Source organism: Leucobacter fengyongliangi (assembly GCF_052386045.1).
In genome coordinates this window covers 2537796-2562695 of the sequence record NZ_CM126356.1, presented here as the reverse complement: position 1 = coordinate 2562695, position 24900 = coordinate 2537796, and the positions used below count along the sequence as shown (strand labels likewise).

Annotated in this window: 24 protein-coding genes, 1 tRNA gene and 1 riboswitch; of the genes, 5 read left to right on the top strand and 20 right to left on the bottom strand. The window is 66.6% G+C overall.

Annotated elements, in window-relative coordinates:
* Positions 1-156: 156 nt before the first annotated feature.
* Together ACTNFK_RS12085 and ACTNFK_RS12080 are read right to left on the bottom strand one after the other, a co-directional pair.
* Positions 157-227, bottom strand: a tRNA-Gly gene (locus ACTNFK_RS12085).
* Positions 228-275: 48 nt separating this feature from the next.
* Positions 276-1628 carry a serine hydrolase domain-containing protein gene (locus ACTNFK_RS12080; RefSeq protein ID WP_435936625.1) on the bottom strand — a complete coding sequence of 451 codons (1353 nt, stop codon included), beginning with the start codon at positions 1626-1628 and terminating at the stop codon, positions 276-278.
* Between the two features lie 118 nt (positions 1629-1746).
* Between ACTNFK_RS12080 and ACTNFK_RS12075 the strand changes: the two genes are divergently transcribed.
* From ACTNFK_RS12075 to ACTNFK_RS12060, 4 genes are read left to right on the top strand one after another with little or no spacing between them, the layout of a single operon-like run.
* On the top strand, positions 1747-2802 hold the full coding sequence (locus tag ACTNFK_RS12075) for a biliverdin-producing heme oxygenase (protein ID WP_445117170.1): 1056 nt from the start codon (positions 1747-1749) through the stop codon (positions 2800-2802).
* 19 nt (positions 2803-2821) lie between these two features.
* Positions 2822-3982, top strand: coding sequence for an acyltransferase family protein (locus ACTNFK_RS12070; protein WP_435936623.1), 1161 nt, complete (start codon positions 2822-2824; stop codon positions 3980-3982).
* A gap of 44 nt (positions 3983-4026) precedes the next feature.
* Positions 4027-5679 (top strand): polysaccharide deacetylase family protein, encoded by a 1653-nt coding sequence (locus tag ACTNFK_RS12065; RefSeq protein ID WP_435936622.1) that lies wholly within the window; start codon positions 4027-4029, stop codon positions 5677-5679.
* 5 nt (positions 5680-5684) lie between these two features.
* Positions 5685-6314, top strand: a complete 630-nt coding sequence (locus tag ACTNFK_RS12060; protein WP_435936621.1) for a hypothetical protein — start codon at positions 5685-5687, stop codon at positions 6312-6314.
* Here ACTNFK_RS12060 and ACTNFK_RS12055 read toward each other — a convergent pair.
* The 14 genes from ACTNFK_RS12055 to ACTNFK_RS11990 form a co-directional block, all read right to left on the bottom strand.
* Positions 6311-8275, bottom strand: a complete 1965-nt coding sequence (locus ACTNFK_RS12055) for an ABC transporter ATP-binding protein (protein ID WP_435936620.1) — start codon at positions 8273-8275, stop codon at positions 6311-6313. The genes ACTNFK_RS12060 and ACTNFK_RS12055 overlap by 4 nt on opposite strands.
* 142 nt (positions 8276-8417) lie before the next feature.
* Entirely contained in the window at positions 8418-8963 is a 546-nt protein-coding gene (locus tag ACTNFK_RS12050; RefSeq protein WP_445117169.1) for a MarR family winged helix-turn-helix transcriptional regulator, read from the bottom strand.
* An 8-nt stretch (positions 8964-8971) separates the two neighbouring features.
* Positions 8972-10885: an FAD-dependent monooxygenase gene (locus ACTNFK_RS12045; RefSeq protein ID WP_435936618.1), complete on the bottom strand. Its 1914-nt coding sequence runs from the start codon at positions 10883-10885 to the stop codon at positions 8972-8974.
* Positions 10886-11076: 191 nt separating this feature from the next.
* On the bottom strand, positions 11077-11583 hold the full coding sequence (gene ribH, locus ACTNFK_RS12040; protein WP_435936617.1) for a 6,7-dimethyl-8-ribityllumazine synthase: 507 nt from the start codon (positions 11581-11583) through the stop codon (positions 11077-11079).
* Positions 11580-12860 carry a GTP cyclohydrolase II gene (ribA, locus tag ACTNFK_RS12035; RefSeq protein ID WP_435936616.1) on the bottom strand — a complete coding sequence of 427 codons (1281 nt, stop codon included), beginning with the start codon at positions 12858-12860 and terminating at the stop codon, positions 11580-11582. The genes ribH and ribA overlap by 4 nt, the downstream gene beginning before the upstream one ends.
* Before the next feature lie 10 nt (positions 12861-12870).
* Positions 12871-13521, bottom strand: a complete 651-nt coding sequence (locus ACTNFK_RS12030) for a riboflavin synthase (protein ID WP_435936615.1) — start codon at positions 13519-13521, stop codon at positions 12871-12873.
* On the bottom strand, positions 13521-14639 hold the full coding sequence (locus ACTNFK_RS12025; protein WP_435936647.1) for a bifunctional diaminohydroxyphosphoribosylaminopyrimidine deaminase/5-amino-6-(5-phosphoribosylamino)uracil reductase RibD: 1119 nt from the start codon (positions 14637-14639) through the stop codon (positions 13521-13523). The genes ACTNFK_RS12030 and ACTNFK_RS12025 overlap by 1 nt, the downstream gene beginning before the upstream one ends.
* Before the next feature lie 82 nt (positions 14640-14721).
* A riboswitch (FMN riboswitch) is annotated at positions 14722-14868 on the bottom strand.
* 27 nt (positions 14869-14895) lie between these two features.
* Entirely contained in the window at positions 14896-16089 is a 1194-nt protein-coding gene (locus ACTNFK_RS12020) for an alpha/beta hydrolase family protein (RefSeq protein ID WP_445117168.1), read from the bottom strand.
* A gap of 65 nt (positions 16090-16154) precedes the next feature.
* Positions 16155-16580: a nuclear transport factor 2 family protein gene (locus tag ACTNFK_RS12015; RefSeq protein ID WP_435936613.1), complete on the bottom strand. Its 426-nt coding sequence runs from the start codon at positions 16578-16580 to the stop codon at positions 16155-16157.
* A gap of 31 nt (positions 16581-16611) precedes the next feature.
* Positions 16612-17442: an SDR family NAD(P)-dependent oxidoreductase gene (locus tag ACTNFK_RS12010; RefSeq protein ID WP_435936612.1), complete on the bottom strand. Its 831-nt coding sequence runs from the start codon at positions 17440-17442 to the stop codon at positions 16612-16614.
* Positions 17439-17876 (bottom strand): VOC family protein, encoded by a 438-nt coding sequence (locus tag ACTNFK_RS12005; RefSeq protein WP_435936611.1) that lies wholly within the window; start codon positions 17874-17876, stop codon positions 17439-17441. Before ACTNFK_RS12005 ends, ACTNFK_RS12010 begins: the two co-directional genes overlap by 4 nt.
* Positions 17873-18445: a cupin domain-containing protein gene (locus tag ACTNFK_RS12000; RefSeq protein WP_435936610.1), complete on the bottom strand. Its 573-nt coding sequence runs from the start codon at positions 18443-18445 to the stop codon at positions 17873-17875. Before ACTNFK_RS12000 ends, ACTNFK_RS12005 begins: the two co-directional genes overlap by 4 nt.
* On the bottom strand, positions 18442-19566 hold the full coding sequence (locus ACTNFK_RS11995) for an FAD-dependent oxidoreductase (RefSeq protein ID WP_445117167.1): 1125 nt from the start codon (positions 19564-19566) through the stop codon (positions 18442-18444). Before ACTNFK_RS11995 ends, ACTNFK_RS12000 begins: the two co-directional genes overlap by 4 nt.
* 132 nt (positions 19567-19698) lie before the next feature.
* Positions 19699-20613 (bottom strand): LysR family transcriptional regulator, encoded by a 915-nt coding sequence (locus tag ACTNFK_RS11990; RefSeq protein WP_435936608.1) that lies wholly within the window; start codon positions 20611-20613, stop codon positions 19699-19701.
* A gap of 108 nt (positions 20614-20721) precedes the next feature.
* On the opposite strand from ACTNFK_RS11990, the gene ACTNFK_RS11985 reads away from it, so the two are divergent.
* A complete protein-coding gene (locus tag ACTNFK_RS11985; protein ID WP_435936607.1) occupies positions 20722-21657 on the top strand; it encodes a VOC family protein in 936 nt (311 codons plus the stop codon).
* Positions 21658-21692: 35 nt separating this feature from the next.
* Here the strand turns inward: ACTNFK_RS11985 and ACTNFK_RS11980 are convergent, their stop codons facing one another.
* Genes ACTNFK_RS11980 through ACTNFK_RS11965 form a run of 4 tightly spaced genes read right to left on the bottom strand, consistent with a single transcriptional unit; the run spans position 21693 to position 24845 of the window.
* Positions 21693-22349, bottom strand: coding sequence for a TetR/AcrR family transcriptional regulator (locus tag ACTNFK_RS11980; protein WP_435936606.1), 657 nt, complete (start codon positions 22347-22349; stop codon positions 21693-21695).
* Positions 22346-23455 (bottom strand): FAD-dependent oxidoreductase, encoded by a 1110-nt coding sequence (locus ACTNFK_RS11975; RefSeq protein WP_435936605.1) that lies wholly within the window; start codon positions 23453-23455, stop codon positions 22346-22348. The genes ACTNFK_RS11980 and ACTNFK_RS11975 overlap by 4 nt, the downstream gene beginning before the upstream one ends.
* The gene (locus ACTNFK_RS11970) at positions 23455-23655 is read right to left on the bottom strand and encodes a ferredoxin (RefSeq protein ID WP_435936604.1); all 201 of its coding nucleotides are present in this window, start codon (positions 23653-23655) and stop codon (positions 23455-23457) included. The genes ACTNFK_RS11975 and ACTNFK_RS11970 overlap by 1 nt, the downstream gene beginning before the upstream one ends.
* Entirely contained in the window at positions 23652-24845 is a 1194-nt protein-coding gene (locus ACTNFK_RS11965; protein ID WP_435936603.1) for a cytochrome P450, read from the bottom strand. The genes ACTNFK_RS11970 and ACTNFK_RS11965 overlap by 4 nt, the downstream gene beginning before the upstream one ends.
* Between the last annotated feature and the right edge of the window lie 55 nt (positions 24846-24900).

Sequence of the window (24900 nt, the reverse complement as noted above, 5' to 3'; positions counted from 1 at the left end):
GCGAATGACCAGATCCCGTCGGAGAGCGCCTCCGGATCGGGAAGATCTCCCTTGGAAGCCGCGGCGAACTGGGTGCCACTCGTGGGGTGAAGAATGGCCGGCCTCCTCCGAGCGCGAGGGGAAATACTCCTCGCAAAGTCGGGATTAATTTCTCCGAGGGGATGACGGGAATCGAACCCGCGCTATCAGCTTGGGAAGCTGAAGTTCTACCATTGAACTACATCCCCAGGTCGAGATTTCTGAAATCTCGACCTGTCTAGCCTAGCAGAAACACGCTACTCGGCTGGAGCAGGCTCCTCCGGGGCCGGCTGGCAGATCGCGGCTGCCGCGCGGGCGGCCGCGAAGTCGGCCGATGCCCAAGTCACTGCCGGGCCGACACCGGCCTCGGTGGAAATCGCGGCAAGTTCAAAGGCCAGGGTGCGCACGAAGCCAGCCCCAATGCTGGAGTTGTTGAGCACCACGACCACGGAGAACCCGGTTGCTGGATCGTGGTACGCAGCGGTCAGCGTGCCCGTCATTTGGCCGCTCATGCCAGACAGGGACTGCACCTTTTCGAACCCGAACCCCCACTTCTGGCCGTTCGGATCCTCGGCAGCCGCGATCAGCGCGGCGGCTTCCTCGGTGTCACCCACCGGTTCCCCGGCCTCATTGCGAGTGGGGTTGGTGGTCGAGCGAGCCTCCGCAAAGACGGCGGCTCCCTCGGCCCCGCCGAACTGGCCCCCGAGGTAGCTCGTGTAGAAGTTCTTCAGGTCGGTCACGGTCGTGACGGTGGCGCCGGCACCACCGAGCATCGAGGGAGAGACCTCGGCGACTTCCACGACACCGACCTCGCACTGGGGAACCCCGCCCGCAGCGGGATAGGTGAGGCCGGTAAGGCTGTTTCCAGGAAGGCTGACATCAGTAAGCACGTCTCTCGGGAAGTAGCTGGCAGGCATATTGGCCTTGCCGAACACCCGCGACTCGAGAAGGTCGGGGATTGACTGCCCGGTGACCTGGTGGAGCGCGCGCGCGAGCAGCAGCGTGTCGGTATCGGAGGGGTGCACGTCGAGCCCAGGCCAAGAGAGGGGTGAGTGGGCGAGGCCCTGTGCCAGAAGCTCTCGGTCGCTCCACGGGCGCGTCGGGTTGTTCACGAAGATGTCGCCGATGCGACTCTTGTAGTCGGCAAGGCCTGACTGTGCGGTGCAGAGCTGGCCGTAGGTGACGCCCTCGATGCCAACCTGGCGCGAGACGTCGGCCGCGACCTCGCGGTCAAGGCTCACGGTGCCGTCGGCAACGAGTTCGAGCAGCAGTGCGCACATCACCGGCTGCGTGGCCTGCGCGCCGCGGATCAGTGCGTTGGCTGACAGGCTCTCGCCGTAGGAATGCACGTACTCGCCGGCGCTGCCCGTCCAGACGCCGACGATCGCCTCGGTGGATCCGCTCTGCTGCATGGCAGAAGCTACTGCCTCGTCGATGCGAGTTGCGAGCCCCGCGTCGATCGAGTTCGACTCCGCCTCGCCCGAAACTGCCCCGTTCCCGGTGCAGGCAGTGAGGCCGAGTGCCGCCACCGTAGCCAGGGTGAGTGCTGCAACGCGAATGCGTCGCGCAAGCTTCGAAACCACGGAACCGCCGATCACTTCAGTGGGCATAGGACATCGCGAGTCTACCTTCCAGAGGCCGAGAGTCAGTTGGGCGCAGCGGAGGGTCTCGCAGCTAGTTCATCAGATGAATGGTGTAAGTTACCCCATTTTTCACTACGATGTGATGGTGAATGAATTTGAAGCCTCTGTGATCTCTGCCGTAGTTGAACACATGAACGGCGATCACCCAGAAGACAACCTGCTTATCGCGCGCGCCTTTGGGCGCCCCGAGGCAACCGCCAGCGTGATGGTGGGGCTCGATGGCGCCGGAGGACGCTGGCTCGTGACTGACGCGAGTGGAGAGAGCGAGCTCACCGTGCCGTGGCCCGGGGGTCCGATCAGCGAGCGCGCCGAAATTCGTCGCGAGGTGGTCGTGCTCTACAAGTCGGCCTGCGAGAAGCTGGGCGTGACACCCCGCGAAGAGCACGCAGCCGAGCAGACCACCGCTGCCCCGCACGGCGCCGGACACCCACACGGGGCTGGGCACCCGCACGGCGGCGGTCACGCCCACGCAGCAACCACTTCGGATGACAACGGTTCATTCGCGCAGGCGATTCGCGAGGCCACCTGGGGCGATCACTCCGACAGCGAGGGGTCGACCTACATGGAAGACATCATGCGTGGGCGCTCTGGCATCGAGGAGTACACGGCGCTCGTCGCGCAGCACTACTTCGTGTACGAAGCGCTTGAGGCGGCATCCGAGAAACTCGCCGCAGATCCCGACTTCGCCGCCTTTCACCCGGCCGCACTCGTGCGCCTGCCCGCACTCGTGGAGGATCTCGAGTTCCTCATTGGTGCCGATTGGCGCGACAAGATCCAGGCGGTTCCTGCAACTCAGGCCTACGCGGATCGCATCACCGAACTCGGGGAACAGCCGTGGCTGCCCGGGCTCGTCGCGCAGCACTACACCCGGTACCTCGGCGACCTGTCGGGTGGCCAGATGATTGCGAAGCTCGTAGCGAAGCAGCACGGATTCGATCGCGCCGGCATCGCGTTTTACGATTTCACCGAACTCGGCCCGATCCCTGCGTTCAAGCAGACCTATCGCGAGGCGCTGAACCGAATGGGCGAAAGGCTCAGCGAAGAGGAGCGGGCGCGCGTGATCGCCGAGGTGCGCGCGGCCTACCGCTTCAACACCGAAACCTTCATTGATATGGATAAGGCGCGGGCCGCAGCGGTCTGATCGCCCCTACGCTGAAGTGGTGAATTCAGCATCTGACACCCCCGCGGCGGCGCCGACCTCGTCGACCGGGCCCGGGGGTGCTGCTGTGCCCCCGGCACACACCGTACCTCCCCGGGCGCGCGTCGCGCTCTGGGACAACGCTCGCTTCATCCTGATCGTGCTCGTGGTCGCGGGCCACGCCATCTCGACGATTCGCACCGATACCGCATTCGGCTTCGCCACCTACGCGTTCATCTACCTCTTCCACATGCCCGCGATGATCGCCCTGTCGGGCCTCTTCGCGAAGCCCGAGGCGACACCGAAGGTGGCGCGATCCACTGTGCAATTGCTGGTGACCTGGGTGCTGTGGGAAGGCATCTGGGCGCTCCTGCACCTGGCGGTGAACGGCCGCGGGTTGCCCGAAAGCTGGCTCGTGGCGCCCGCCTGGACCCTGTGGTTTCTCGTGACGCTTGCGACGATGCGCATTGTGCTGCCGTATATCGCGAGGCTGAAGCACCCCCTCATCTTCTCGGTTGTCGTGGCCCTCTTGGCTGGTCTCAGCCCGGCGATCGGTACCCAGTTCTCGGCGTCGCGCACGCTGTGTTTCTTGCCGTTCTTTGTTGCGGCCTGGCTCGGGGTGGATCGCGGCTGGTTTCGCGGCGACTGGTTTCTGCGGCCGGCCCGCGCCGCGCGGGTCTCGGCCTGGGCTCTGCTCGCCCTGATTGCAGCGGCGTTCGCTGCGTTGCCGGGCCTGCGCGACACCTGGCGAATCGACACCTGGCTCACCTGGCGTGATGACTACGCGTGGCTGTTTGCGCGCGCCCCGATCGGCAGCTGGGCCCCCACCGAGTGGTGGTCGATCGCGCTCGGCGGTTCGGGGGTGCGGCTCGCCCTGCTCGTCGTCGCTGCCGCGATGACCCTCGCGGTGCTGCTCATCGTGCCGCGCGGGCACAGCATCATCACGGTGTGGGGGGCACGCACGCTGTACGTCTACCTGCTGCACGGCCCCATCATTTGGGCGCTGCGCGAAACCGGTGGGGCCGAGTGGATCGGCGCGTTCGGGGTTCCCGGCGTGTTCGCCCTGATCGCGTTCGGCATCGCCCTTACCCTCGTGTTGTCGATGGGGTGGGTTTCGAAGGTCTGCCGCCCCGTAATCGAACCGAGACTGGAATGGCTCTTCTCGCGAGAGGCCACGCGATAGCCTCGAACTGACCCAGGCGATGGTGCCAGGCGGAAGGGGAATCGATGGCGAGCCGGCTCGCTCAGCGCTCGCGTGCGCGCCCTGCTCGCGTGCGCGCCCTGCTCCTCTCGCTGGCAGGAACCCTGGCGCTTGCCGTTACGCTGAGCGCGTGCGCCGCCGAGCCCGTTGCCGGGTGGCTGCCACCGACCGCCCCCGAGTCGGCCGTGACCGCCGGGGTGTTGCTGGTACCGGGTGGCGCGGATCCACTGATTCGAGACGACACTGCAGCCGCGACCGAGTCGCTCGCGCTGGTGGGTGATGCCCGTTCGTTCGACGCCGCCGAACTGGGGCTTGCCCCGCACCGGCTGCGCAACGATGCGCTGGGTCTGGCGGCTCGGTTTGTGTATGTGCCCGGCGTGCCCGCTTTCAATGACCACGTGGATCGGCTGATCTGGGCGGCGATCGGCGCGTCGGGGCAGCCGTACGTGCCCGAGGTGCACCCGGTCGAGGCGGGGCTTGCCGACCGGGGATGCGTGGCGGGTTCGGCCGCGTGGCCCGCGGCCGAGGTGCTGAGCCGGCCAGAGACCGGGCCGGTGGGAGGCACGGGCACCGCGATCACCTGCGAGGTGACTGGCGCCTTCGGCAGCACGCTGGTGCTTGTGATGCGCACCGTCACCGGGAGCGTCGCGGGCATCACCAGTGACGAACTGCAGACCCTGTACCTCGACGTGAGCACTGGGGGCATGACCGAGGGCGTGCAGGAGTGGCGCGAGGAGGCACCCGCCAAGCTCTGGGCCGCGGCGGGTGAGCTTCTGCGCCTACAGGCCGGGGCGCTCAGCACCGCGCCCCTGGCAGCCCCCGACGCCACGCAACTGGCCCTCGCCGCGGAGGCGCTCGCGTCGGCCGCGCACCCGGATGGCGGCGGGCTGCGCGTGACCCTGCCGCCGGGGCTCACCTCGTCAGAGCTCGAGGGCATCGGTGTTGGCCCGACTACCGGCCAGACCGTGCTGCAGGTCGACGCGGCGACTGCTAATGGCTGGGCGAGCGATCAGCGGCGGGCGCTGCTAGCCGCCGCCGGGCAGCCATTCGTTCGGCTGGCAGCTGCTGGTGCGCGCATGCCCATCGACTGCGCGCTGTTGCCCTGCGTCGCGCTTACGTACGACGACGGACCGTCGGGGTTCACGCCTGAGCTGCTCGACACCCTGGCCGCACATCACGCAGCCGCGACCTTCTACATGATCGGTGGGGCTGCCCGGGGCAATCCTGAGGTCGTGGCGCGGGTGGCGGACGAGGGACACGAGGTGGGCAGCCACACCATGAATCACAAGACCCTGACGAAGATCCCACTCGCGGATGCCCGAGCGCAGGTGCACGATGCGGCTGCACTGCTGCGGCAGCTTTCGGGTCAGCCGGTGGCGACGTATCGGCCCCCGTACGGGGCGATCAACGCCGACGCTCAGGCCGCGATCGACATGCCCTCCGTGTTGTGGTCGATCGACACGAACGACTGGCAGAGGCCGGGCCAGAGCGCCCTCTACGAGCGCGCGGTCCTCCCCGCGCAGCCCGGCCACATCATCCTGTTTCACGACACCCACGCCGACACCGTGAATGCGGCGGGAGACATCATCATCGGCCTGCAGAACCGCGGCTTCGAGCTCGTCACGGTCACCGAGCTCTTCGGCGGCGCGGTGCCTGACGCGATCGTGAGGCGAGGGTGAGCTCGATGATGGCAGACGCACAGCGCCACCTGGATCCACCAGCACCCGCCCGCGGTAAGGGCACCCGATTCTGGGCCCTTCTCTTGCTCTCGATGCTGCTCCTCGTCTGCAGCGCCCTCGCGGTCTGGGTGTTGCTCGCGCCCAGCGTGCGGGCGGGGCTTGCCGGCCAGGAGGCGGACGGGCTGCGAGCATTCGGGGTCAATGACGACACGGACTCCGGGTTCGACCTCGGCTCCGCCTTCCGTGCCGGGGCCGACACCGACATGTCGACCCTCGGCGCGGTCGCCGCGGTGACCCCAGACTCGGGCTGGTGGATCACGCCGCAGGTTCACGGTGGGCTTCTGCTGCGCTCGCCCGACCGCGTGCTCATCGTCGAGATCGGTATCGCGACGGCGGCGGATGCCGGGGAGGCGCTCGAGCGCGCTGGCGCCGACGGCGATCCACTGCGCACCGAAACGCTCGCAAACGGCGCGCGCGTGCAGCACGTCACCGGCGACACGGAGTTCACCGCGGTCGTGGAACTGGGCGACACCGACCTGCTGGTTGAGGCAGAGGTCACCCCGGAAGGCGACCTCGTCGACTATCGGCCCGCGCTGGGTACGCTGCTCGAATCGGTGACTCGGCCCGCGGGCTAAACGGAATCTTCCCCAATGCCCGGGGTATCCTCTGGCACGAGCAATTGATGCTGCGCGAGTTCGCGGTACAGCGGCACCGTCTTGACCAGCTCCTCGTGCGTTCCCTCACCGACGACCCTGCCGCCATCGAGCACGATGATCAGGTCGGAATCGACCACGGTCGAGAGCCGGTGCGCGATCACGACGAGCGTGCGGCCGGTCGCCACCGAGTCGAGCGCCTCGCGCATGAGGCGCTCGTTCACGCCGTCGAGGCTCGCGGTCGACTCGTCGAGGAGGAGGATCGGCGGGGCGGTCAGCAGTGCGCGCGCGATCGCGAGGCGCTGCTTCTCGCCTCCCGAGAGCATCAGCCCGCGCTCGCCGACCTGCGCGTCGAGCCCGTTGGTGAGCCCGGCATTGGTGGCCGAGCGATCGAGCAAGGCGCCGAGGTTGACGGCGCGCAGCACCTGCTCGCACTCCGCGTCGCTCGCGTCGGGGGCGCCGAGCAGGAGGTTCTCGCGCAGGGTTCCGGCGAGCACCGGGGCATCCTGCTCGACATAGCCGAGCTGCGCTCGCAGTTCGAGGCGGTCGAGGGTGCGCAGATCCGCGCCGTGCAAAGAGACGCTGCCCGAATCGGGGTCGTAGAAGCGCTCGATGAGCCCGAGGATGGTCGACTTCCCGGCGCCGGAGGGGCCGACGAGCGCGACCCTCGTTCCACGTGGAACATCGAAGGTCACCCCGTGTAGCACGGGGGTCTCGACGATCTCCGCGGGCGCGGACTCAATCGCACGGCGGCCGCCGCGACCCGAACCACGCACGAGCTCGCGGGCATCGACGCGCTCGGGTGCGGCCGAGCGGTAGGTGAAGTGCACCTGTTCAAAGTGGATCGCCGGAGCGCCCTCGCGCACCGCCTCTGCGAGCGGAACCGTGCGCCCGAGGGGCGAGCGTTCCGCATCGCGCGCGGTCTCGGTCTCGAGCGAGGAAATCTCTTGGATGCGGCCGAGCGCGCCGAGCGCCTGGTTGATCGCCGAGATTGCACCGAAGGCTTGGCCGAGCGGGGTGATCATGAGGAAGAGGAACACGATGAACGTGATGAGCTGCGCGATGGTGATCGCGCCGGTCGCAACGCGGAACCCGCCGAGACCAAGCACCACGAGAAACGACAGCTGCAAGGCCAGGAATGACACCGGAACGATGAACGCCGAGATCTTCGCGACCTTGAGACCGAGCACGTAGGCCTCCTCGGCCTCGCGCTCGGTGGCGGCCTGCTCGCGTTTCGCGGCACCCGCGGCGCGGATGGTGCGAATCGACGAGACCGAGCGGTCGATCTGCGCGGCGAGGTCGCCCACCTTTTCTTGCGCCCGCGAGACGGCCGGGCGGATCCGCGAGGAGACCATCACGACGACGACCAGGGCGACCAAGATCACCGAAAAGGTGATCGCGAAGAGCAGCGGATCGATGACGAGCATGCCGATCAACGCGCCGAAGAACACGAGGAGGCCGCTGACCGCCTCGACGAGGCCCTGCGTGAGCACGGCCCGCAGCAGGGTCGTGTCGCTGCCGATGCGAGAGACGAGGTCGCCCGTGCGGCGGCGATCAAACTCGCTGATGGGGAGGTGCAGAATCTTGCCGATGAGCGAGCGGCGCGAGGCGAACACGACGCCCTCGCCCATGCGCTGCAACACGTAGTGCTGGATGCCACTGAGCAGGGCGCTCACCACGATGAGTGCGGTGAGGACCCAGAGCAGCACCCCGAGGGGCTCGGCGACCTGCACGCGACCGATGACCTCGCCGAGCAGTACCGGCTGGGCGAGCGAGGCGGCCGCGCCGACGATGCCGAGCGCGAGTGCCAGCGCGAGGAGGCCGCGCTGCTCGAAGAGGTAGGGGAGGAGCTGCTTCAGTGAAGCGCGGGGGCCCGTGGGTGCGGATGATTCTGCGGAGCGTCTACCGGCGCGGCTTCGCGCGGGTTTTGAGTCTTCTGGCACGGGTGCCAGAGTAGTCGGTCGACCTGACACGTACCTGCCGAGGCTCCAAGGTCGCCGCCTCCGCTGGACGCTCTGGTGGGCGCTAGTGGCTCGTTCGGCTGCTGCGAAGCAGCCACTCGCTCCCTACCTGATTCGGGCGCGTTCAGAGCTCGATTCTGGTCGCGGCCACAGGTGACTCAAGCAATCGCTTGAGGCCGTGCTCAAGTTGCGCACGCTCTGCTGCGCTCAGCCCGGTGGTGAGCTCCTGCTGCACCGCCTTCACCAGCGGCCTCAGTCGAATCCGCTCAGCGAGACCGTGCGCGGTCAGCCGAACGGTGTTGCGACGGGCATCCACCGCTGACCGTTGACGCTCGATTAGGCCGTTGCGCTCCATGCGTCGCAGGATCTCCGCGATGGTTGATCGATCGAGACCGGCTTCGTCGCAGAGCTCCCGCTGGCTCGCCTCGCCGAGCCGGTCCAGCGTGACGAGGATCGAGTACTGCACGCTTGAGATCTCGGTCGACACCACCCTCGACCACACCGCCACATGCAGTTGCTGCGCGCGTCGAATGAGGAAGCCGATGTGCGCGTGCGGCTCGTGTGCATCGTGGATCCCGCCGACACCCTCGGGGGTAGCCTTGCCGACAGGCCTAATGGCTGCCTCGATGCCATCCTCGCCCGCAGGCCCATCCTTCAACGCATCAGTCAACACATCACTTAACGTACAACAGTGCTCTGACGGGGAAGAAACACGCCACCGAAGAATTCAGTGAGTTCTTCGCGAACGCTCAGCGGCAGCACGTGCGCCACGTATTGGTCCGGACGCACGACCACGACCGCTCCGCTCGCAGCCACCTCGCGTGTTGAGAAGATGTCAGCGCTCTTGGCATCCACCGCCCACACCTTCTCCCAATCCTGCAAATGGAACGGGCCGGAGTGGGGGAGCAGGATCTCGGGCACCTCACGAAGGTCAACCTCGTGATGCCCGCTGCGGAAGATCGCGTGCACGTCGATCACGCTGTCGATGTCTTCGTCGGCTGCCCGGAATCGCTGCGTGGGCGCGTCAGGCGACTCGCTGAGCCAGCGTGCGAACTCGAGCAATGCCGTGCCGTCGTTGTCACCAAACGCGTAGATCCGCCAGCGGCCATCGGCACGGTGCGCGTGTCCCAACTCCATGCGCTTGGCGTCAGCGACCCGAACCACGGGGGCCGAGTGGAATCGCGTGCCAATCTCGAAGCCTGCCGCGAGGGCCTGGTGCGTATCGTCACCGGTCAGCGCTGACGGCGTGTACTTCGTGGCCATGCCAGCGGTGTATCGCCCCTGTCGCGCAAACTGGTCACGCATCTCCTCGGCAGTCACCCCGCCAAGTTCAGGGTGTTCGGGATCCACGGTGGGCTGCGCGATGAACGCCGACCAGGCCCGATCGAAGTCGATGAGATCTTGCGCGACGCTCTGCCGTTCGGCCGAATAGCTGTGGAGGAGCGCGGCATCAGACCGGCCACGCAGCACAGCCGCCAGCTTCCAGCCCAGGTTGAACGTGTCCATCATCGACACGTTCATGCCTTGACCGGCCTTCGCCGAGTGGGTGTGGCAGGCATCGCCCGCGATGAAGACGTGGGGAAGTCGACCCGTCGCGTCATCATCGGGCACGTCGTCGAACCTGTCGGTCACGCGCTGGCCCACCTCGTACACCGACGACCACGCGACCGAGCGCACGTCGATCGAGTAGGGATGCAGGATGCTGTTGGCCACTGCGGTCAGCTGCTCAACGTTTGTCTTGCGGATCTGCTGGTCGCCTGCAGGCACCTCGCCCAGATCCACGTAGATGCGCACCATGCTGCCGCCCTCGCGGGGGATCATGAGCAGGCTCCCCTTGCCGGCCGACTGAATCACGTTTTTCGTGCGCCAGTCAGGGAAGTCGGTGTTGGCGAGCACGTCCATGACGCCCCACGCATGGTTCGCGGCATCGCCGTGAAGCTCGCGACCGATCGATCGGCGAACCCCGCTGCGCGCCCCGTCGCAGCCCACCACGTACTTGCAGTGCACGGTGAACTCCTCTCCGGCCAGTTCTCCTGCGACGTGTTTCAGCGTCACGGTCACGGGGTACTCTCCCTCGCCGACGCTCAACTCGACGAACTCGATCCCGTAGTTGGTCTCCAACCTGCTGGGCGACTTCGCGGCGTAGTCGAGAAGGTACTGCTGCATCCGGGCCTGATTCACAATCACATGAGGAAACTCACTCAGCCCATCCGGGGTGTCTTCGACCCAGCCGGTGCGGGTAATGCTTGCGCGATCGTCCTCGGAGGGGCCCCAGAAGCGAACCTCATTCACCCAGTAAGCCTCGCGCATGAGTGCCTCGGCGAGTCCGAAGGCGCCGAACATTTCCACGGTGCGGCACGCGACGCCGTCGGCATGCCCCAACTCAAGCGGAATCTCTCGGCGCTCGATGACTCGCGTGTTGATCTCAGGGAACTCGGCGAGTTGCGCGGCGAGCACCGTGCCGGCGGGGCCGGTGCCAACGATGAGCACGTCAACCTCATCGGGAAGCTCGGGAGTGCGGGCGAGCCCTTCAGGGGCGGCGGGCTTGATGTCGGGATCGCCCGGGCGGTATCCGTCACGGTAAAACTGCACGACTGGACTCCTTTGATCAGGTGCGGCTGGGTGGGGTCCGAGCTCACGTTCAGTGAGAGACGATCCCCAGACTATCGTTGGTGCACCAACGAATGCAATACGTCTGTTAATTCGTGACGATGCCCGAGTCGACGCTCGCGCGGGGTTCAGTGGATCTCGACCCTGCGCGAGCGTCCAGCAGATGGAGGCCGTCAGGCGCCGGGCACCAGCTTCATCGTGGAGCCCTCGGTGCGGATCTTGCGCGTCACGACCGCGGCGTGCAGCGCCGCCTCCGTGGCTTCCACGCCCTTCGACTCGGACGAACCCTCGAGTCCCGCGCGATCAAGTGCCTGATCTTCGGTATCGGTGGTGAGTACCCCGAAGCCCACGGGCTTCCCGGTATCGAGTTGCACGCGGGTCAGCCCGTCGGTTACCGAGTTCGAGACGAACTCGAAGTGCGGGGTGCCGCCGCGGATGATCACGCCGAGGCACACCACCGCGTCGAACCCGCCGTCGGTGAGGGCGGCCTGCGCGGCGAGCGGCAACTCAAACGCACCAGCCACGCGAAACAGCGTGTGATCCGCCTTCGCCGCAACGATGGTCTGATGCGCGCCCTGAATCAGCCCGCGCATCACCTCCGTATGCCAGCTCCCGGCAATCACGGCCACGCGCAGCCCTGTGGCATCGACCGAAAGGCCCGGCGCTCCGTGGCCGCTCATGCGCTTGCCCCGTTCTTGTGCGACACGTCGTCTGGCAGGCTGTGGCCCATGCGATCCCGCTTGGTGCGCAGGTACTGCTCGTTCTCGAGGGTGACGCCGACATACAGAGGCACGCGCTCGCTCACGCGCACGCCGTAATCCTCGAGCTGCGACACCTTCTCGGGATTGTTGGTGAGCAACCGCACGCTCTTGAGGCCGAGATCGGCGATAATCTCGGCGGCGGCGGTGTAATCACGGGCATCGGCGGGAAGGCCAAGCTGTAGATTGGCGTCGAGCGTGTCGACGCCTGACTCCTGCAGCTGGTACGCGCGCAGCTTGTTCGCGAGGCCGATGCCACGCCCCTCCTGCCCGCGCAGGTAAACGATCATGCCGCCGCGCTCGTGCACGAGATCCATCGATGCGTGCAACTGCGGTCCGCACTCGCACTTCAGCGATCCAAATGCCTCGCCAGTAATGCACTCCGAGTGCACGCGCACGAGAGAATCCTCTCCAAGCTCGGGCACACCGTCGCCGGCGGCAATAAGGGCGACGTGATCCACCCCGCTGCGGCGATCGCGGTACGCGCGCATGCGAAACAGGCCGTGCTCGGTCGGAACCAGCGTGTCGGCGCGCAGGCTGACCTGGCGATGGCTGGTGGGCAGAGCGGGTACCCCGTGCGGATCATGCTCATTGAGGTATGCGATGAGCTGCTCGATGGTAATCACCGGCACGCCCTCGACGGCGCCGAGCTCGATGAGCTCGGGCAAGCGCATCATGTCGCCGTCATCGGCGACGATCTCGGCGATCATCGCGACCTCGCGCAGGCCCGCGAGGCGCATGAGTTCGACCGCTGCCTCGGTGTGGCCGGCGCGGGCGCGAACCCCTCCGTTCACTGCGCGCAGGGGAAGTACGTGCCCGGGGCGACGCACGTCGGTGGGCACGGCGCCGGGGTTCGCGAGCGCCTTCAGCGTGGTCGTGCGGTCGTTCGCGCTGATACCGGTCGTCACGCCCTCGGCGGCATCAACGGTCACTGTATATGCCGTTCCGCGTACGTCTTCGTTGCGCTCCACCATCATCGGTAGTTCGAGCTGGTCGGCAATCTGGTTCGACATCGGCGCGCAGAGCAGGCCCGACGACCAGCGCACAGTCCACGCCACCCACTCGGGGGTGGCGAGCTCAGCTGAGAGGATCACGTCGCCCTCGTTCTCGCGATCCTCGTCGTCGGCGACGATCACGGGTCGGCCAGCTCTGATCGCGGCGACGGCGAGGTCGATGGTGGTGATTCCTGGAGTGGTCATCTGTGGTTCCTTAGTCGTGTACGAGGTCTGAGGTGGCGCCTGCACCGAAGCGCAGCATGCGGGCGACGTGGCGGGCAAGAATGTCGGTCTCGAGATTGACGCGATCGCCCGGCTCGAGAAGGCCGAGTGTGGTCGCTGAGAGGGTCTCTGGGATCAGCGATACCTCGAACCACGGCTCGGCCTCGGTCTCGCCTGAAATGTTGGAGATCGTCAGGGAGACACCAGAGAGTGTCACCGAGCCCTTGTCGACGAGCAGCGGCGCGAGCTCGGGCGGCAAGGCGAAGCGCAACACACGCCAGGCATCTCCGGGGGTCGTGGATACCAGGGTGGCGGTGCCATCGACGTGCCCCTGCACAATGTGACCGCCGAGGCGGCTGTCGACACGGGCGGCACGCTCGAGGTTCACGCGATCGCCGGGCCGCACCGCACCGAGCGTCGACATGTTGATCGACTGCGCCATCACGTCGGCGGTAAAGGTACCGGCGCCGTCTTCGGCCTGGCCTTGCTCGATCACGGTCAGGCACACACCTGAGACCTGGATTGAGTCCCCGTGCGCGGCATCTTCGGTGACCTTTGGCCCTTTCACGGTGAGCCGGAGCGAATCGCCCACGGGTGTCACGGCGACGATCTCGCCGATCTCTTCAATGAGTCCGGTGAACATCAGTGCTCCTTTGTGGTGAGGCTTGCGGTGATCAAGAGGTCTGTGCCCAACTCTTCGACGTTGGTGAACTGCAGGCGCGCGATGTCGCGCATGGTCGTGATGCCCAGATCGTGGATCGCGAGGCGCGGCCCACCCAGGAGCGCCGGGGCGACGTAGACGAGCACCTCGTCGACCAGCCCGGCGGCGACGAACGCGCTTGCGACCGTCGGCCCGCCCTCAACGAAGAGTCGCTGCACGCCGCGTTCGGCGAGATCTGCGAGGTGTACCGCGAGGTCGGTTCCGTCATAGTGGATCGGCGCCGAGAGCCCGTGCGCCGCGAGCGCCGGGTGCTTGCGCACCCGGGCATCGGCCGGAACCGCGCGGCGACCCAGCACCACGGGGATCGGCTGCTCGGCAGCGGGCACGAGGAGCTCTTTGCCGGATCGCGCGGTGAGCGAGGGGTCATCGGCGAGCAGCGTGCCGGTGCCCACGAGGATCGCGTCGGCCAGTGCGCGGCGGCGGTGGACGTCGGCGCGTGCGGTGGGGCCGGTGATCCACTGGCTCGAACCGTCGGTCGCAGCCGCGCGGCCATCGAGGGTCTGCGCCCACTTCACGGTGACAAACGGCCTCGGCGCCCGTGAAAGGGCCGGTGTCTCTGTGCCGCGTAGGGTGTCTTGCGGCCGTGACGTGCTTGGTTCCGAGGGCTCGCGCGTCGCGAGCGACTGGCGCTCGAGCCACGGTGCAATCACGGCGCGGGCCTCAGCCTCGCGCACTCCGCCGATCACCTCGACGCCTGCGGCACGCAGCGTCTCGGCGCCACCGCCGGCATCCTCGCCCGGGTCGCTCGTGCCGTACGCGACCGCGCCGATCCGCGCCTCGACAAGCGCGCCCGCGCACGGCCCGGTGCGACCGGTGTGGTTGCATGGCTCGAGGGTCACGATGGCGGTGAGCTCGTTCATCCGTGTCCGCCACTCGGCGGGCAAATGGTTGAGTGCATCGACCTCGGCGTGCGGGGTACCCGCGCCACGGTGCCAACCCTCGGCGACGATTCGCCCGTCGGGGCCGAGCAGCACGCATCCCACCTGCGGGTTCGGATCGCCCGCGGGGCTGCGGCGGGCAAGCGTGATCGAACGGCGCATTGCGTCGTCAAGCAGCTCGCGATCCAGCACTGTTTCTCCCGGAGCATGCCGGGGGTGTGCAGGGTAGCACGGAAGCCGGACTCCTGCGTTCCTCTCATCCGGACTAGCGCGGAGGCTTCGCCACCACACATCACCGTCGGTACCGGAATTTCACCGGTTCAACCACGCAGGTGCGAGGTTCGCGGACTGTCACCGCCGGTTCGGATTCTCACCGACCCCGGAACACACTTCTTACAATAACGCGTTTTTCGCGAGCCTATTCCTTCGGATTCGACGGCAACTCAATTTCTTTAAAGGTTTCGGCAACCCAATCGGCGATGATACCCGCAACATAGGGCATGTTGTCGATTGAGATGTGCTCGGTGCCACCCTCGGGGTCGTCGAACAAGCGCAGTTCGCGCTTTGTGCTGTTTACGGCCTGCTCATATGTCTGGTGCGCGTACTTCACGTTGATCTGACGGTCACCAACACCATGAGTGATGAGTAGAGGCGCGGTGATATGTTCGGCGACACCGTTGAGTGTCATTCCGCGGGTTTTCTCGAGGAACTCAGCGTCGTCCTTCGCGCCAAACACCCAGCGGACGTGCTCCCAGTAGTGAGGTACGGGGTTCTCTCCCTCGCGCTGACGACGGCCCTCTTGTACCTCGAACCAGTTGTGGTTCGCGCCCCATGCGACTCCCAGCTTCAGCCGTTTCTCGAAGGCGAGCGCACGCGGCGCGTAGTGGCCGCCAAGTGACCAACCAACGATGCCGATTTGCTCTGAATCAATATTCAGGTCTGCCGACTTGCTTTCGAGCCAATCAATGATGGCAGCCGCCCAGACCTCTGTGTCGTGCCGGGAGGTAAGGCCGCGAAGCCGCAATGCCTCACCGGAGCCCGGGGTATCTATCATCAGAGAGGAGATGCCGCGAGCCGCGAGCATCTGTGGGAACCCGGAGTAGTACATCATCTCCTTTGTTGAATCGAGACCGTTCCACTGGATCATGACCGGGTGCGGCCCCTCGCCGGGTGCCCGATAGTAGTAGCCGGGCAGCGCCGACTCGACACCGTTCTCGGTGTACGGGACGTCGACTGTGGTGAGTGGCACCTCCAGCAGCTCGACGTGCTTGAGTAGCAGGTCGATCGACTTCTGGTACGCGGCGTTGCGGCCTTCCCACTTCGGTGACTGCAGTCGTTCCGCTTGCGAGGTATACAGCGAGGCCCGGTAGTAGGTTTCGCCGGCGCCGATCCGACGGCCTCGCGACTCATCGTCCTGCGCCTTGGCGATCAGGCGGTCGGCAACTGCCGCCCATGATGCGTACAGCTCTTCCGTGCCGACGTCGTCGCCGTTGCGAGAGAGCTCCAGAACGGGTTTGCACGCGCGATCGATCTCATCGATGTAGCCACCGTTGTTGAGACTGGCCACCACGGCCATGCTCCACACGTAGTTGGTTGGGAAATACATGAACATGGGGCCTCCTGGCTTGTGCGGTCTGTGGGATTGTCGGTGTGCGGGTCGCTGCGCGGTGCGGCGGCTCAGTGTGGGATACCGAGCTCGGTGACGGTGCCGTCGCGGCGGATGCTGGTGAACGAGTTGTAGGCGACGAGGATGTCGGCGAACTTGCCCTCGTCGTTCAGCCGGTACGAGATGACGCCGCGGAAGGTGTAACGGTCGCCCGCCTCGACCGGGCCGAACACCGAGTCGGCGTCATCGCGCTCCGCGGTGAAGTGCGTGACCATGCGGATCGCCACATTCGTCTCCGAACCCACGAAGTCGGTGGGCTCGAGGCGCTCCTCGAAGGTCGACCAGATCTTCGCATAGTGATCTTTCATGCCCTGCACGCCCGTGTACTCGAGGGTTCCGTTCTGCATGTGCATGTCGTCGGCGAGGTATTCCTCGAATGCGGTCTCGTCGCGCCGGTTGAAGCGTGCGATGTAGTCGTCGAATCTCTGCGTATCCATAGTGGATCCTCACATCTTTGCGGGTGTGCTGTTACTCAGTGGGGGACTGCTGGGTGGCTGCCTGCTGGGCCGGGCGCACTGCGTCCGACAGGAATGTCGCGACGCCCGAGAGGAACTGCCCGCCGTCGACGCCGATCTCGGCGCCGGTCACGTACGACGCGGCGTCTGAGAGGAGGAACGCCACGACGTTCGCGACCTCTTGCGGCTGGCCGCCGCGGTGCAGCGGGGAGACCTGCAGGTTGGCGTCGAGGAAGGCTGCGGGGGCGCTCGCCGTCATCTCGGTGTGGATGTACCCGGGATGCACGAGGTTCACGCGAATGCCGCGCGGGCCGAGTTCGGTCGCCGCGGAGTGGCTGAGCCCGCGGATCGCCCATTTGCTCGTGGTGTAGGCGGCCGTGTAGTGGCCGGTGACGCCGGCGGCCGAGCCGATGTTGACGATGGAGGACCCTTCGCCCATCAGCGGGAGCAGTGCCTGGATGCCGAGCATCGCGCCGGTCACGTTGATGGCGAGCACGCGATCCCAATCGGCGCGTTCGACCGAGCCGATGCGCACCCGGCTCGTGACTCCCGCGTTGTTCACGAGACCCTTGACCCGGGCGCCCGACAATGACGAGGCGAGCTCTGCCCAGCCCGCCTCGTCGGTCACGTCGAGGCGTCGGTATTCGACCCGGCCGGGTGAGCCCTCGGCGCGCCGCAGCAGCTCGGGTGCCGAGTCCTGGATGTCGGCCGCGATGACGCGGGCGCCTCCGCTCGCGAGCAGCAGGGCCTCTTCGGCTCCCTGACCGCCCGCAGCGCCGGTGATCACGAAGACCTCTCCCGCGATGCCGGGGAGTGCGATGCCGGCGAGTCTGATCTCGCTCATGAGGCGCTCCCCGGGGTGCCGGGAGGGCCCGGCCGGTCGAGCATCTCGATGAAGTTGCCCTCGGGGTCGGCGACGAACGCCATGCGTACCCCGGAAACCGGGGATTCACCGGGCGGCATGATCGACGATGCACCCGCCGAGACGAGTCTGTCGTACAATTCGTCCACATCGTCGACTCGCAGGCAGATGTGCCCGTACCCCTGCGTCAGCACGTGTTCGGGCGCGCTCGTCGCGAGCGGCGGATGCTGCGAGCCGGGCCGGTGCAGCAGCTCGATCGCCCAGCCGTCGTCGGGGTCGACGAGGAACACGACGCGAAGGCCGACGGCGGGGATGCCGCCCGGCTCAAGGGGCTTCAGCCCCAGCGCACCCGCGTACCATTCGGCTTGGGCATCGAGGTCGGAGACCGACAGCCCCACGTGGTCGAGCGCGGTCATGAGGCGTGCTCCTTCGCCGCGTCGCCGTCGCGGGGGCCGTGCAGCATGAGACCTTCGCGCACGTTCTCGGGCAGAACCTTGAGCACGTCTTCCTCGTACTCGCCGTCGATCAGCACGAAGGCGACGCGCGCCATGCGGTCGCCGCGGTTGGCCCAGGCGTGGTCGGTGCCGCGTTGTACGACGATGTCCCCCGCGTAGGCGGTGACCTCGCTGTCGTCGAGCAGCAGGGTGATCTCGCCCTCGAGCACGATGCCGTAGTCGATCGACTCGGTGCGGTGCACCGGTGACTGGAGGCCCCGCTCGTCGAGGTGGCCCGGCAGGAACTCGTTGATGCGGATCCGCGTGCCCCGCGACGGCGGCGGAACCGTGACCTCGCCGATGGTCGGGTCCTCCGCGCCCGCCCGAATCGGCGCGGGTGCGGGCGTCGTCTCCCATACTTCGTGGAAGGTGACGCCGTCCTCGGGCAGTTCCTTCGTGACGGGTACCGGGCCGTCGCTCACGATCACGGAGACACCGGAGGCGTCGTGGCCGGTGACGATGCGGCGGGGTACCCTGAACGTGCCGCTCACGGTGCCGGCACCAGTGCGACGAGCGCCTCCGCCATGACCCTGCCGGGGTCGGCGTCGGGCGAACCGGGGTTCTGCTCCCAGTGCGCGAGCTGCAGCGAGGCGTCTACGACGCCCTTGATGCGGGGGATGCGGCGGGCGTAGAACGCTGCGAGCTGCTCTTCGAGATCGCCTTCCTCGGTGATGTAGTCGGCGAGCACCAACGAATCCTCGACGCACTGCGCAGCGCCCTGAGCGATCAGCGGAGGCACCGCGTGCACGGCCTCGCCGAGGGCGAGTACGCGACCCTGATGCCAGGGGCCCTCTACGAAGATCCACTCGATCTCCTGGAAATTCAGGAAGGTGTCCGCGTTCAGAGATTCGCGCAGGAAGTCGAACTCGCCGTGGAAGCCCTCCATGAGCCGCTGCACCTCCTGCCAGCCCTCGAGGCCGTTGTCGGGGCGCACCGGCTCGCACAGCACGAAGATGTAGCACTGGGTGTCGCTCACCGGGGTGTAGCCGACCTTGAACGCGCCGCCGGGGCCCGAGGGGAACGCGATGGCGCCCGTCATCTCGGGCAGACGGTCGGTGACCGCCCGCCAGATACCGAGGCCGCTGGGGGCCCGCTCCTCGGTGATGCCGAGCTTCGGGCGGGTCGGCGACTTGATGCCCTCGGCGACGATGATCAGATCCCACGACTCCACCGAGCCGTCAGACAGCGTTGACTCGGCGCGACCATCGAAGTTCTCGTACGAGTCAAGGCGCAGACCGAGGCGAATCTCGACGCCGAGCGACTCGGCCTTATTCACCAGCACCTCGTGCAGGTCGGGGCGCAGTGCGCCGATGGTGGCGGGCAGATCCTCGCCACCCGTGTGCGGGGTCTCGAGCTTGGTGATGAGGTGCCCCTCCGCAGTCAAGAGCGTCACGCTCTCCTCGGGGTAGCCCTTCTGCAGGATCTCGTCGATGACGCCGAGCTCCTTGAACACCCGCAGCGCGTTGCCCTGAATGGTCAGGCCATGCCCGACCCGGGCCCAGGCGGGCGCCTGATCGACCAGCGTCACCGAGACGCCCTTGCCCGCAAGCGCGATCGCTGCCGTCAACCCGGTGAACCCTCCACCGACGACGAGAACCTTTTCGACTGACATCTTTGCCACACTCCTCACGGATGCGTCGTTACATCCACCGGACGACACGTTCGTCCTACATCCTGCGGAAGACGCTAAGCGTGGGAGAAGGGTGGCCGCCACCCATCTGCGACGATGCCAAGTATCGCCGGCCTAGTTGTGCAGCGTGTCGGCCCGTATGACCTGCTCCACGGTTTCGCGGAACCAGGTGTGCGACGGGTTGTGCGTGTGCGCGGGGTGCCACCACAGCCGTTCGATCAGTTCGACCGTGGGAAACGGGGTCGGTACCGCAACCGTGGCCGTCGGGTCGCCGGCGCGCTCGATCAGGCGGCTCGGCACCACCCCGAGCAGGTCGGTGCCGGCGATGATCAGCGGGATCGACAGCAGCGTCGATGTCGTCACTCGAACGTTCAGGCGCAAGTCGAGTTCGCGCATGCGCCGCTCCGCGGGCGTCATGTGCGCCCTGCCGAAGTCGCAGCGGATGTGCGGGCTCGCAAGAAAATCCTCGAGCGAGATGCTCCCGCCCTGCACCACGGGATTGTCGCGCGCCGCGATGACGACGTACTCGTCGCGGAACATTTCGATACTCGGCACCTCGATGCCGATGCCGGGCACGGCGACGATGAAATCGTGCGCAAGCAGATCGCGATCCGCTTCGGTCGGCTCGGAGGGCAAGCGCTGCAGGTCGAACGCGATACCGTCGCCTGCGGCTGCGGCGATGCCGAACACCGGGCGCAGCTCGATCGCCGCATAGTCGGTGAGCTGGATGGTGAATCGCCGATTCGCGCTCGAGGGATGGAACGGCTGCTCCTGACCGAGCGCCTGCGCCACCAGGGGAAGTGTGAGTTGCACCTGCGGAAGAATCTGCCGCGCGAGCGGCGTCAGCTCGTAGTCTCGGCCGATCCGCACGAGCAATTCGTCTTGGAACACGGTGCGCAGACGCGAGAGAGCCGAGGACATGGTCGACTGGCCCATGCCGATGCGTTCGCCGGCGCGAGTCACGTTCGCCTCCTCGAGGAGCGCGCGCAACGCGATGAGCAGGTTCAGGTCGGGGTCAGTGGTAGCCACACGATGCATGGTATCCGCTCCAGCGGATGGTTGAGTGCGGCACTTCAGTCGTAACCTCGTCGTTATCGTGCCAGGTGCGCGTCCGGTTTTCATCAGGAAGGGTCGAAGATGACTGAACGGCTTATCTCTCATTTGCGTTATACCGCGCTCGCGGTCCCGAACTTCGAGGCGGAGCGGGACTTCTTCATCCGCCACTGGGGCCTCAGCGAGGTCAAGAGCGAAGACGGGCTGGTCTACCTCGCAGCCGAAGGCTCACCCGAGCCGTTCATTCTGCGTCTGCGCCGAGATGAGAAGCGGATCGACCTCGTCGGCTTCGGGGTGAAGAATCGCGACGATCTGCACAAGCTCGCCGAGAAGCTGCGCGCCGAGGGGGTGCAGTTCGTGCACGAGCCGCAGGAACTCACCCAGCCCGGCGGCGGGTACGGCTTCCGCGTGTTCGACGGCGACGGGCGCGTGCTCGAGTTCTCGACCGATTTCGAGTTGCGCGAGTCGCGCAAGATCCGCGAGCGCGAGCCGATCCCGGTGAAGCTGTCGCACACGGTATTCAACTCGAAGAACTTGAACGAGACCGTGCAGTGGTACATCGATCATCTCGACTTCGCCATCTCGGATTCCCTCGTGCGCCCCGACGGCGGTGACATGATGCATTTCCTGCGATGCAACGCGAACCATCACTCGATCGCCGTCGCGATGGGGCCGCACCACTCGTTGCATCACCTCTCGTTCGAGATGCGCGGCATCGAGGAGTGGATGCGCGGCGCCGGCAAGATCCTGCGTTCGGGCACCCGCATGATCTGGGGGCCGGGCCGCCACAACGCAGGCGACAACACCTTCGCCTACTTCTTGTCGCCGGCGGGCAACACCATCGAGTACACGACCGAACTCGCGGTGATCGATGAGGATACCTATCACCCCTCGCGCCATGACATCAGCCACCTGTCGACGCAGGATCAGTGGGGAACCGCAGCGGAGATGAGCGAACTGGTCGCGCGCGAATCCTTCAACGACATCGACAAGGGCCTGTTCGTCGCACCTCCGGTGTGAGCTTGCGGGCTTCCCCGGGCTGACGGCGCCGTTCCCTATCCGGGTGGCGTCGTCAGCAGCATCATGCGCGCTACCGAGACGAGTCGATCGTTGAGATCATCGGGTCCGAGCGCGCCGGCGGCTCGGAATTCCGACCCGAAGGTGACATCCCAGGAGATCGCCTCGAAGATCATGGCGAATACCGAACGGACCGTTGCCTCGGGGTCGTCGTGCACGAAGTCGTTCGCACGATCGAGCGTGCGCGAAGTGAACGCGTCGGCCATTGCGCGCACTGACGAGGCGCCGACCTCGCGCAGGCTCTCGTCGACCGCAGCGCGCAGCACCACAGCGCGAATGATGCGATCGTGGGTGCGGAAGTGCTCGACGAGCAGGCGTACCGCGCGCTCGGTGAACTCCAACGTCGGAAGCCGGTCCCACTCGGCCGAAGGCGCGTAGAGTTCGGCGATCTCCGCTGAGAGCTGCGCCATGACATGATCGTGGATCGCTCGTATCAGGGCGTCTTTACCCTCGAAACGCGTGTAGAGCGTTCCGGCAGAGACGCCTGCGCGGCGACAGACTTCCGCCACGGTGAGGCCCTCGTAACTGCGCTCGGCGAAAACCTCGGCTCCTGCGGAAAGGACGCGTTCGAGCGTGCGCTGCGAGCGTGCCTGCTGCGGTGCGCGCATGCCGGGAGTGCGTTCGGGCTGCGTCATGCATCCAGTGTTGCAGGTTCGTCGGCTGCCAACGCTTTCAGCCGGCCGACCGGTATTCGGTACCCGATCGCTGCGGCGCCACCCGGCCACCGCAGGAGCGCACGCGCCTCGTCGAGCGTCCCGTCGACCACGGTGGGGCGGACATCGACCGGAGGCGTTCCCGCAACCTTCACTTCGAGGCCGAACGACTCGGTCCACGCGTACGGCATCGGCGAATAGGGCGATGCGTCGTCGTCCAGCAGCGCCCTCGCGGCCGCGGCGCCCTGCAGCAGGGCGTTCGTCCAGGTGGCATCCCGTCTGAGCAGGCCGTTCGGGAGGCGTGTCACGGTTGCGTCTCCGGCTGCGACGACGCCGTCGCGCATTCGACAGCGGTTGTCCACGAGCAACCCGTGCGAAGCGTCGCTAGGAGCGATTCCCCGCTCGAATTCCGAACCGATCGCGGCGAGTACGAGATCGGCTTCGAGACGGATGCCCTCGGCGGTGGTTGCGCCCCCATTCCGGAACTCGCAGTTCGTCGAACGCACGAGATGCACGCCCGCGCTCTCTGCCTGCATCGTGAGGATCGCTTCGAGCACGCCGTAGCGGGCCGACAGCGCGCCGGGTTTGATGACGAGCGTCGTTTCCGCACCTGCCGCACGCGCCGCAGAGGCCAATTCGTACGCGAGAAAGCCCGAGCCGACTACCAGCACCGACCTGGAGGTTCGGAGCGCGTTCGCGACGCGCGTTGCGTCGGACATCGTGGCGAGCACTTCGACGCCTGTCGCAGCCGGCCGTCTGACGCGCATGCCCACGGCGAGCACCAGGCCGTCGTAGGGTACGAGGCTCTTGTCGTCGAGCTCGACGCTGCGCGAGTCGAAGTGCACCCGACTCACGCGCGTCCCGAGGCGTAGCTCGGCATCCGCGGTCCCCAACGAGAGGTCGGCGGATCGTACTCCGCCGGTCAGGAATGCCTTGGAGAGCGGCGGTTTCGAGTACGGCGCGAGACCCTCGTCGCTGATGACGATGAGTTCCCCGTCATGCCCGATCTCGCGAAGCGCGACCGCGCTCGCAGCTGCAGCGGGCCCGCCTCCGACGATGACGATGCGACCACGGGTGGGGACCGCCATCAGGCCTCCCGCACGAGCAGCGCAGCCACCGGGCATGCGCGGGCGCCGGCAGCTGCCGCAGCCTGAGCGGACGGGGGCACCTCGCCGCCATCATGTGCGAACACCACGTAGCCTTCATGGTCGAGCGAATACGCGTCGGGAGCCAGCTCGGCGCAGATACCGTGTCCCTCGCAGCGTTCCATGATCACTTCGATTCTCATCGAGTGCTCCCTTCGGCGACGAGGCGAACAGGAATGCGCGCCCAGGTGTTCAGCATCGAATTCTCGGCGATCGTCGGCGCCGCGGTCAGCTCGATGCGTTCGACGGATTCCAGCAGCGCGTGGAAGAGCGCGTGAAGCTCGATGCGGGCCACGCCCTGCCCGGCGCAGCCGTGGGTGCCGTAGCCGAATGCGAGATGATCGAGCGGGTTTCGCCGCACGTCGAACTCGTCGGGGCGCTCCCATTTGCGCTCATCGCGATTGGCTGAGGCGAGCAGCGTCCACACCCTGGCGCCGGCGGGGAGAGCCACGCCGCACAGCTCGGCTTCGCTCGAAGTCACACGGGTGAAACCGCGGATCGGGCTTTCGTAGCGCACCAGCTCGTTGATCGCCGAAGGGACCAGTGCGGGTTCGTCACGCAGGATCTGCCATTCCTCGGGGTGCTCGGCGAAGGTGACGAGCAGGTGTCCGATCGCGGTGGCTGTTGTCTCGAGCGAGGGCCCCAAGTAGTCGATCAGCAGCACCGGGCATTTCTCCTGTGGAATGCGGCCGGCATCTGCCGCTGCGATCACCTCTGCTCCGAGGCTGCCCGATGAGAATTCCCGCCGCTCGGCGAGTTCGACTGTGAACTCCGCGATGCATCGAGACATCTCGTTGTTGTGCGGGGTGCGCTCGCTCGCCGGGCCCAGGTTGTCGGTACCTCCTTGCGCCCATTCGAAGAGCCTGTCTCGATTGCGTTCAGGCAGGCCGAGGAAGTCGGGGATCACCGAGAGCGGCATGGCCTGGGCGAGATCGGAAACGCCCTCGATGTCCTCCTTCTCGAGGGCGGCGGCAACGACCTTTCGCGCCTGTTCCCCGATCTCGCCTGAGCGTCCGCGTACGGCGCGCGGTTGCAGGCCGGTTGCCACCACAGTGCGCAGCAGATCGTGTTCTGGTGGATCGCTCGCGAGCGTGGTGCCGCGAATGATCTGGTTCACCGGATCGGTGAAGGCTACGCCTGCACCCGAGATGAACGTGTCGTGGTCGGCGAGCGCGGTCTTCACGGCGTCGTAGCCCGTGATCGCGTACACGTCGTGACGCTCGAGGTAGTGCACTTCTCCGGTGCTTCGTAGCTCGCGGTACTGCTCGAGCCGATGCTCGCGGTCGTACGCTTCGAAAAGATCGAGGTCGGTGGCGGGGGCGGTATGGGTCATGGGCTCCTCCTTGAGCGATAACGATATAAGAAAGTAAACCTGAATTCAGATTCAT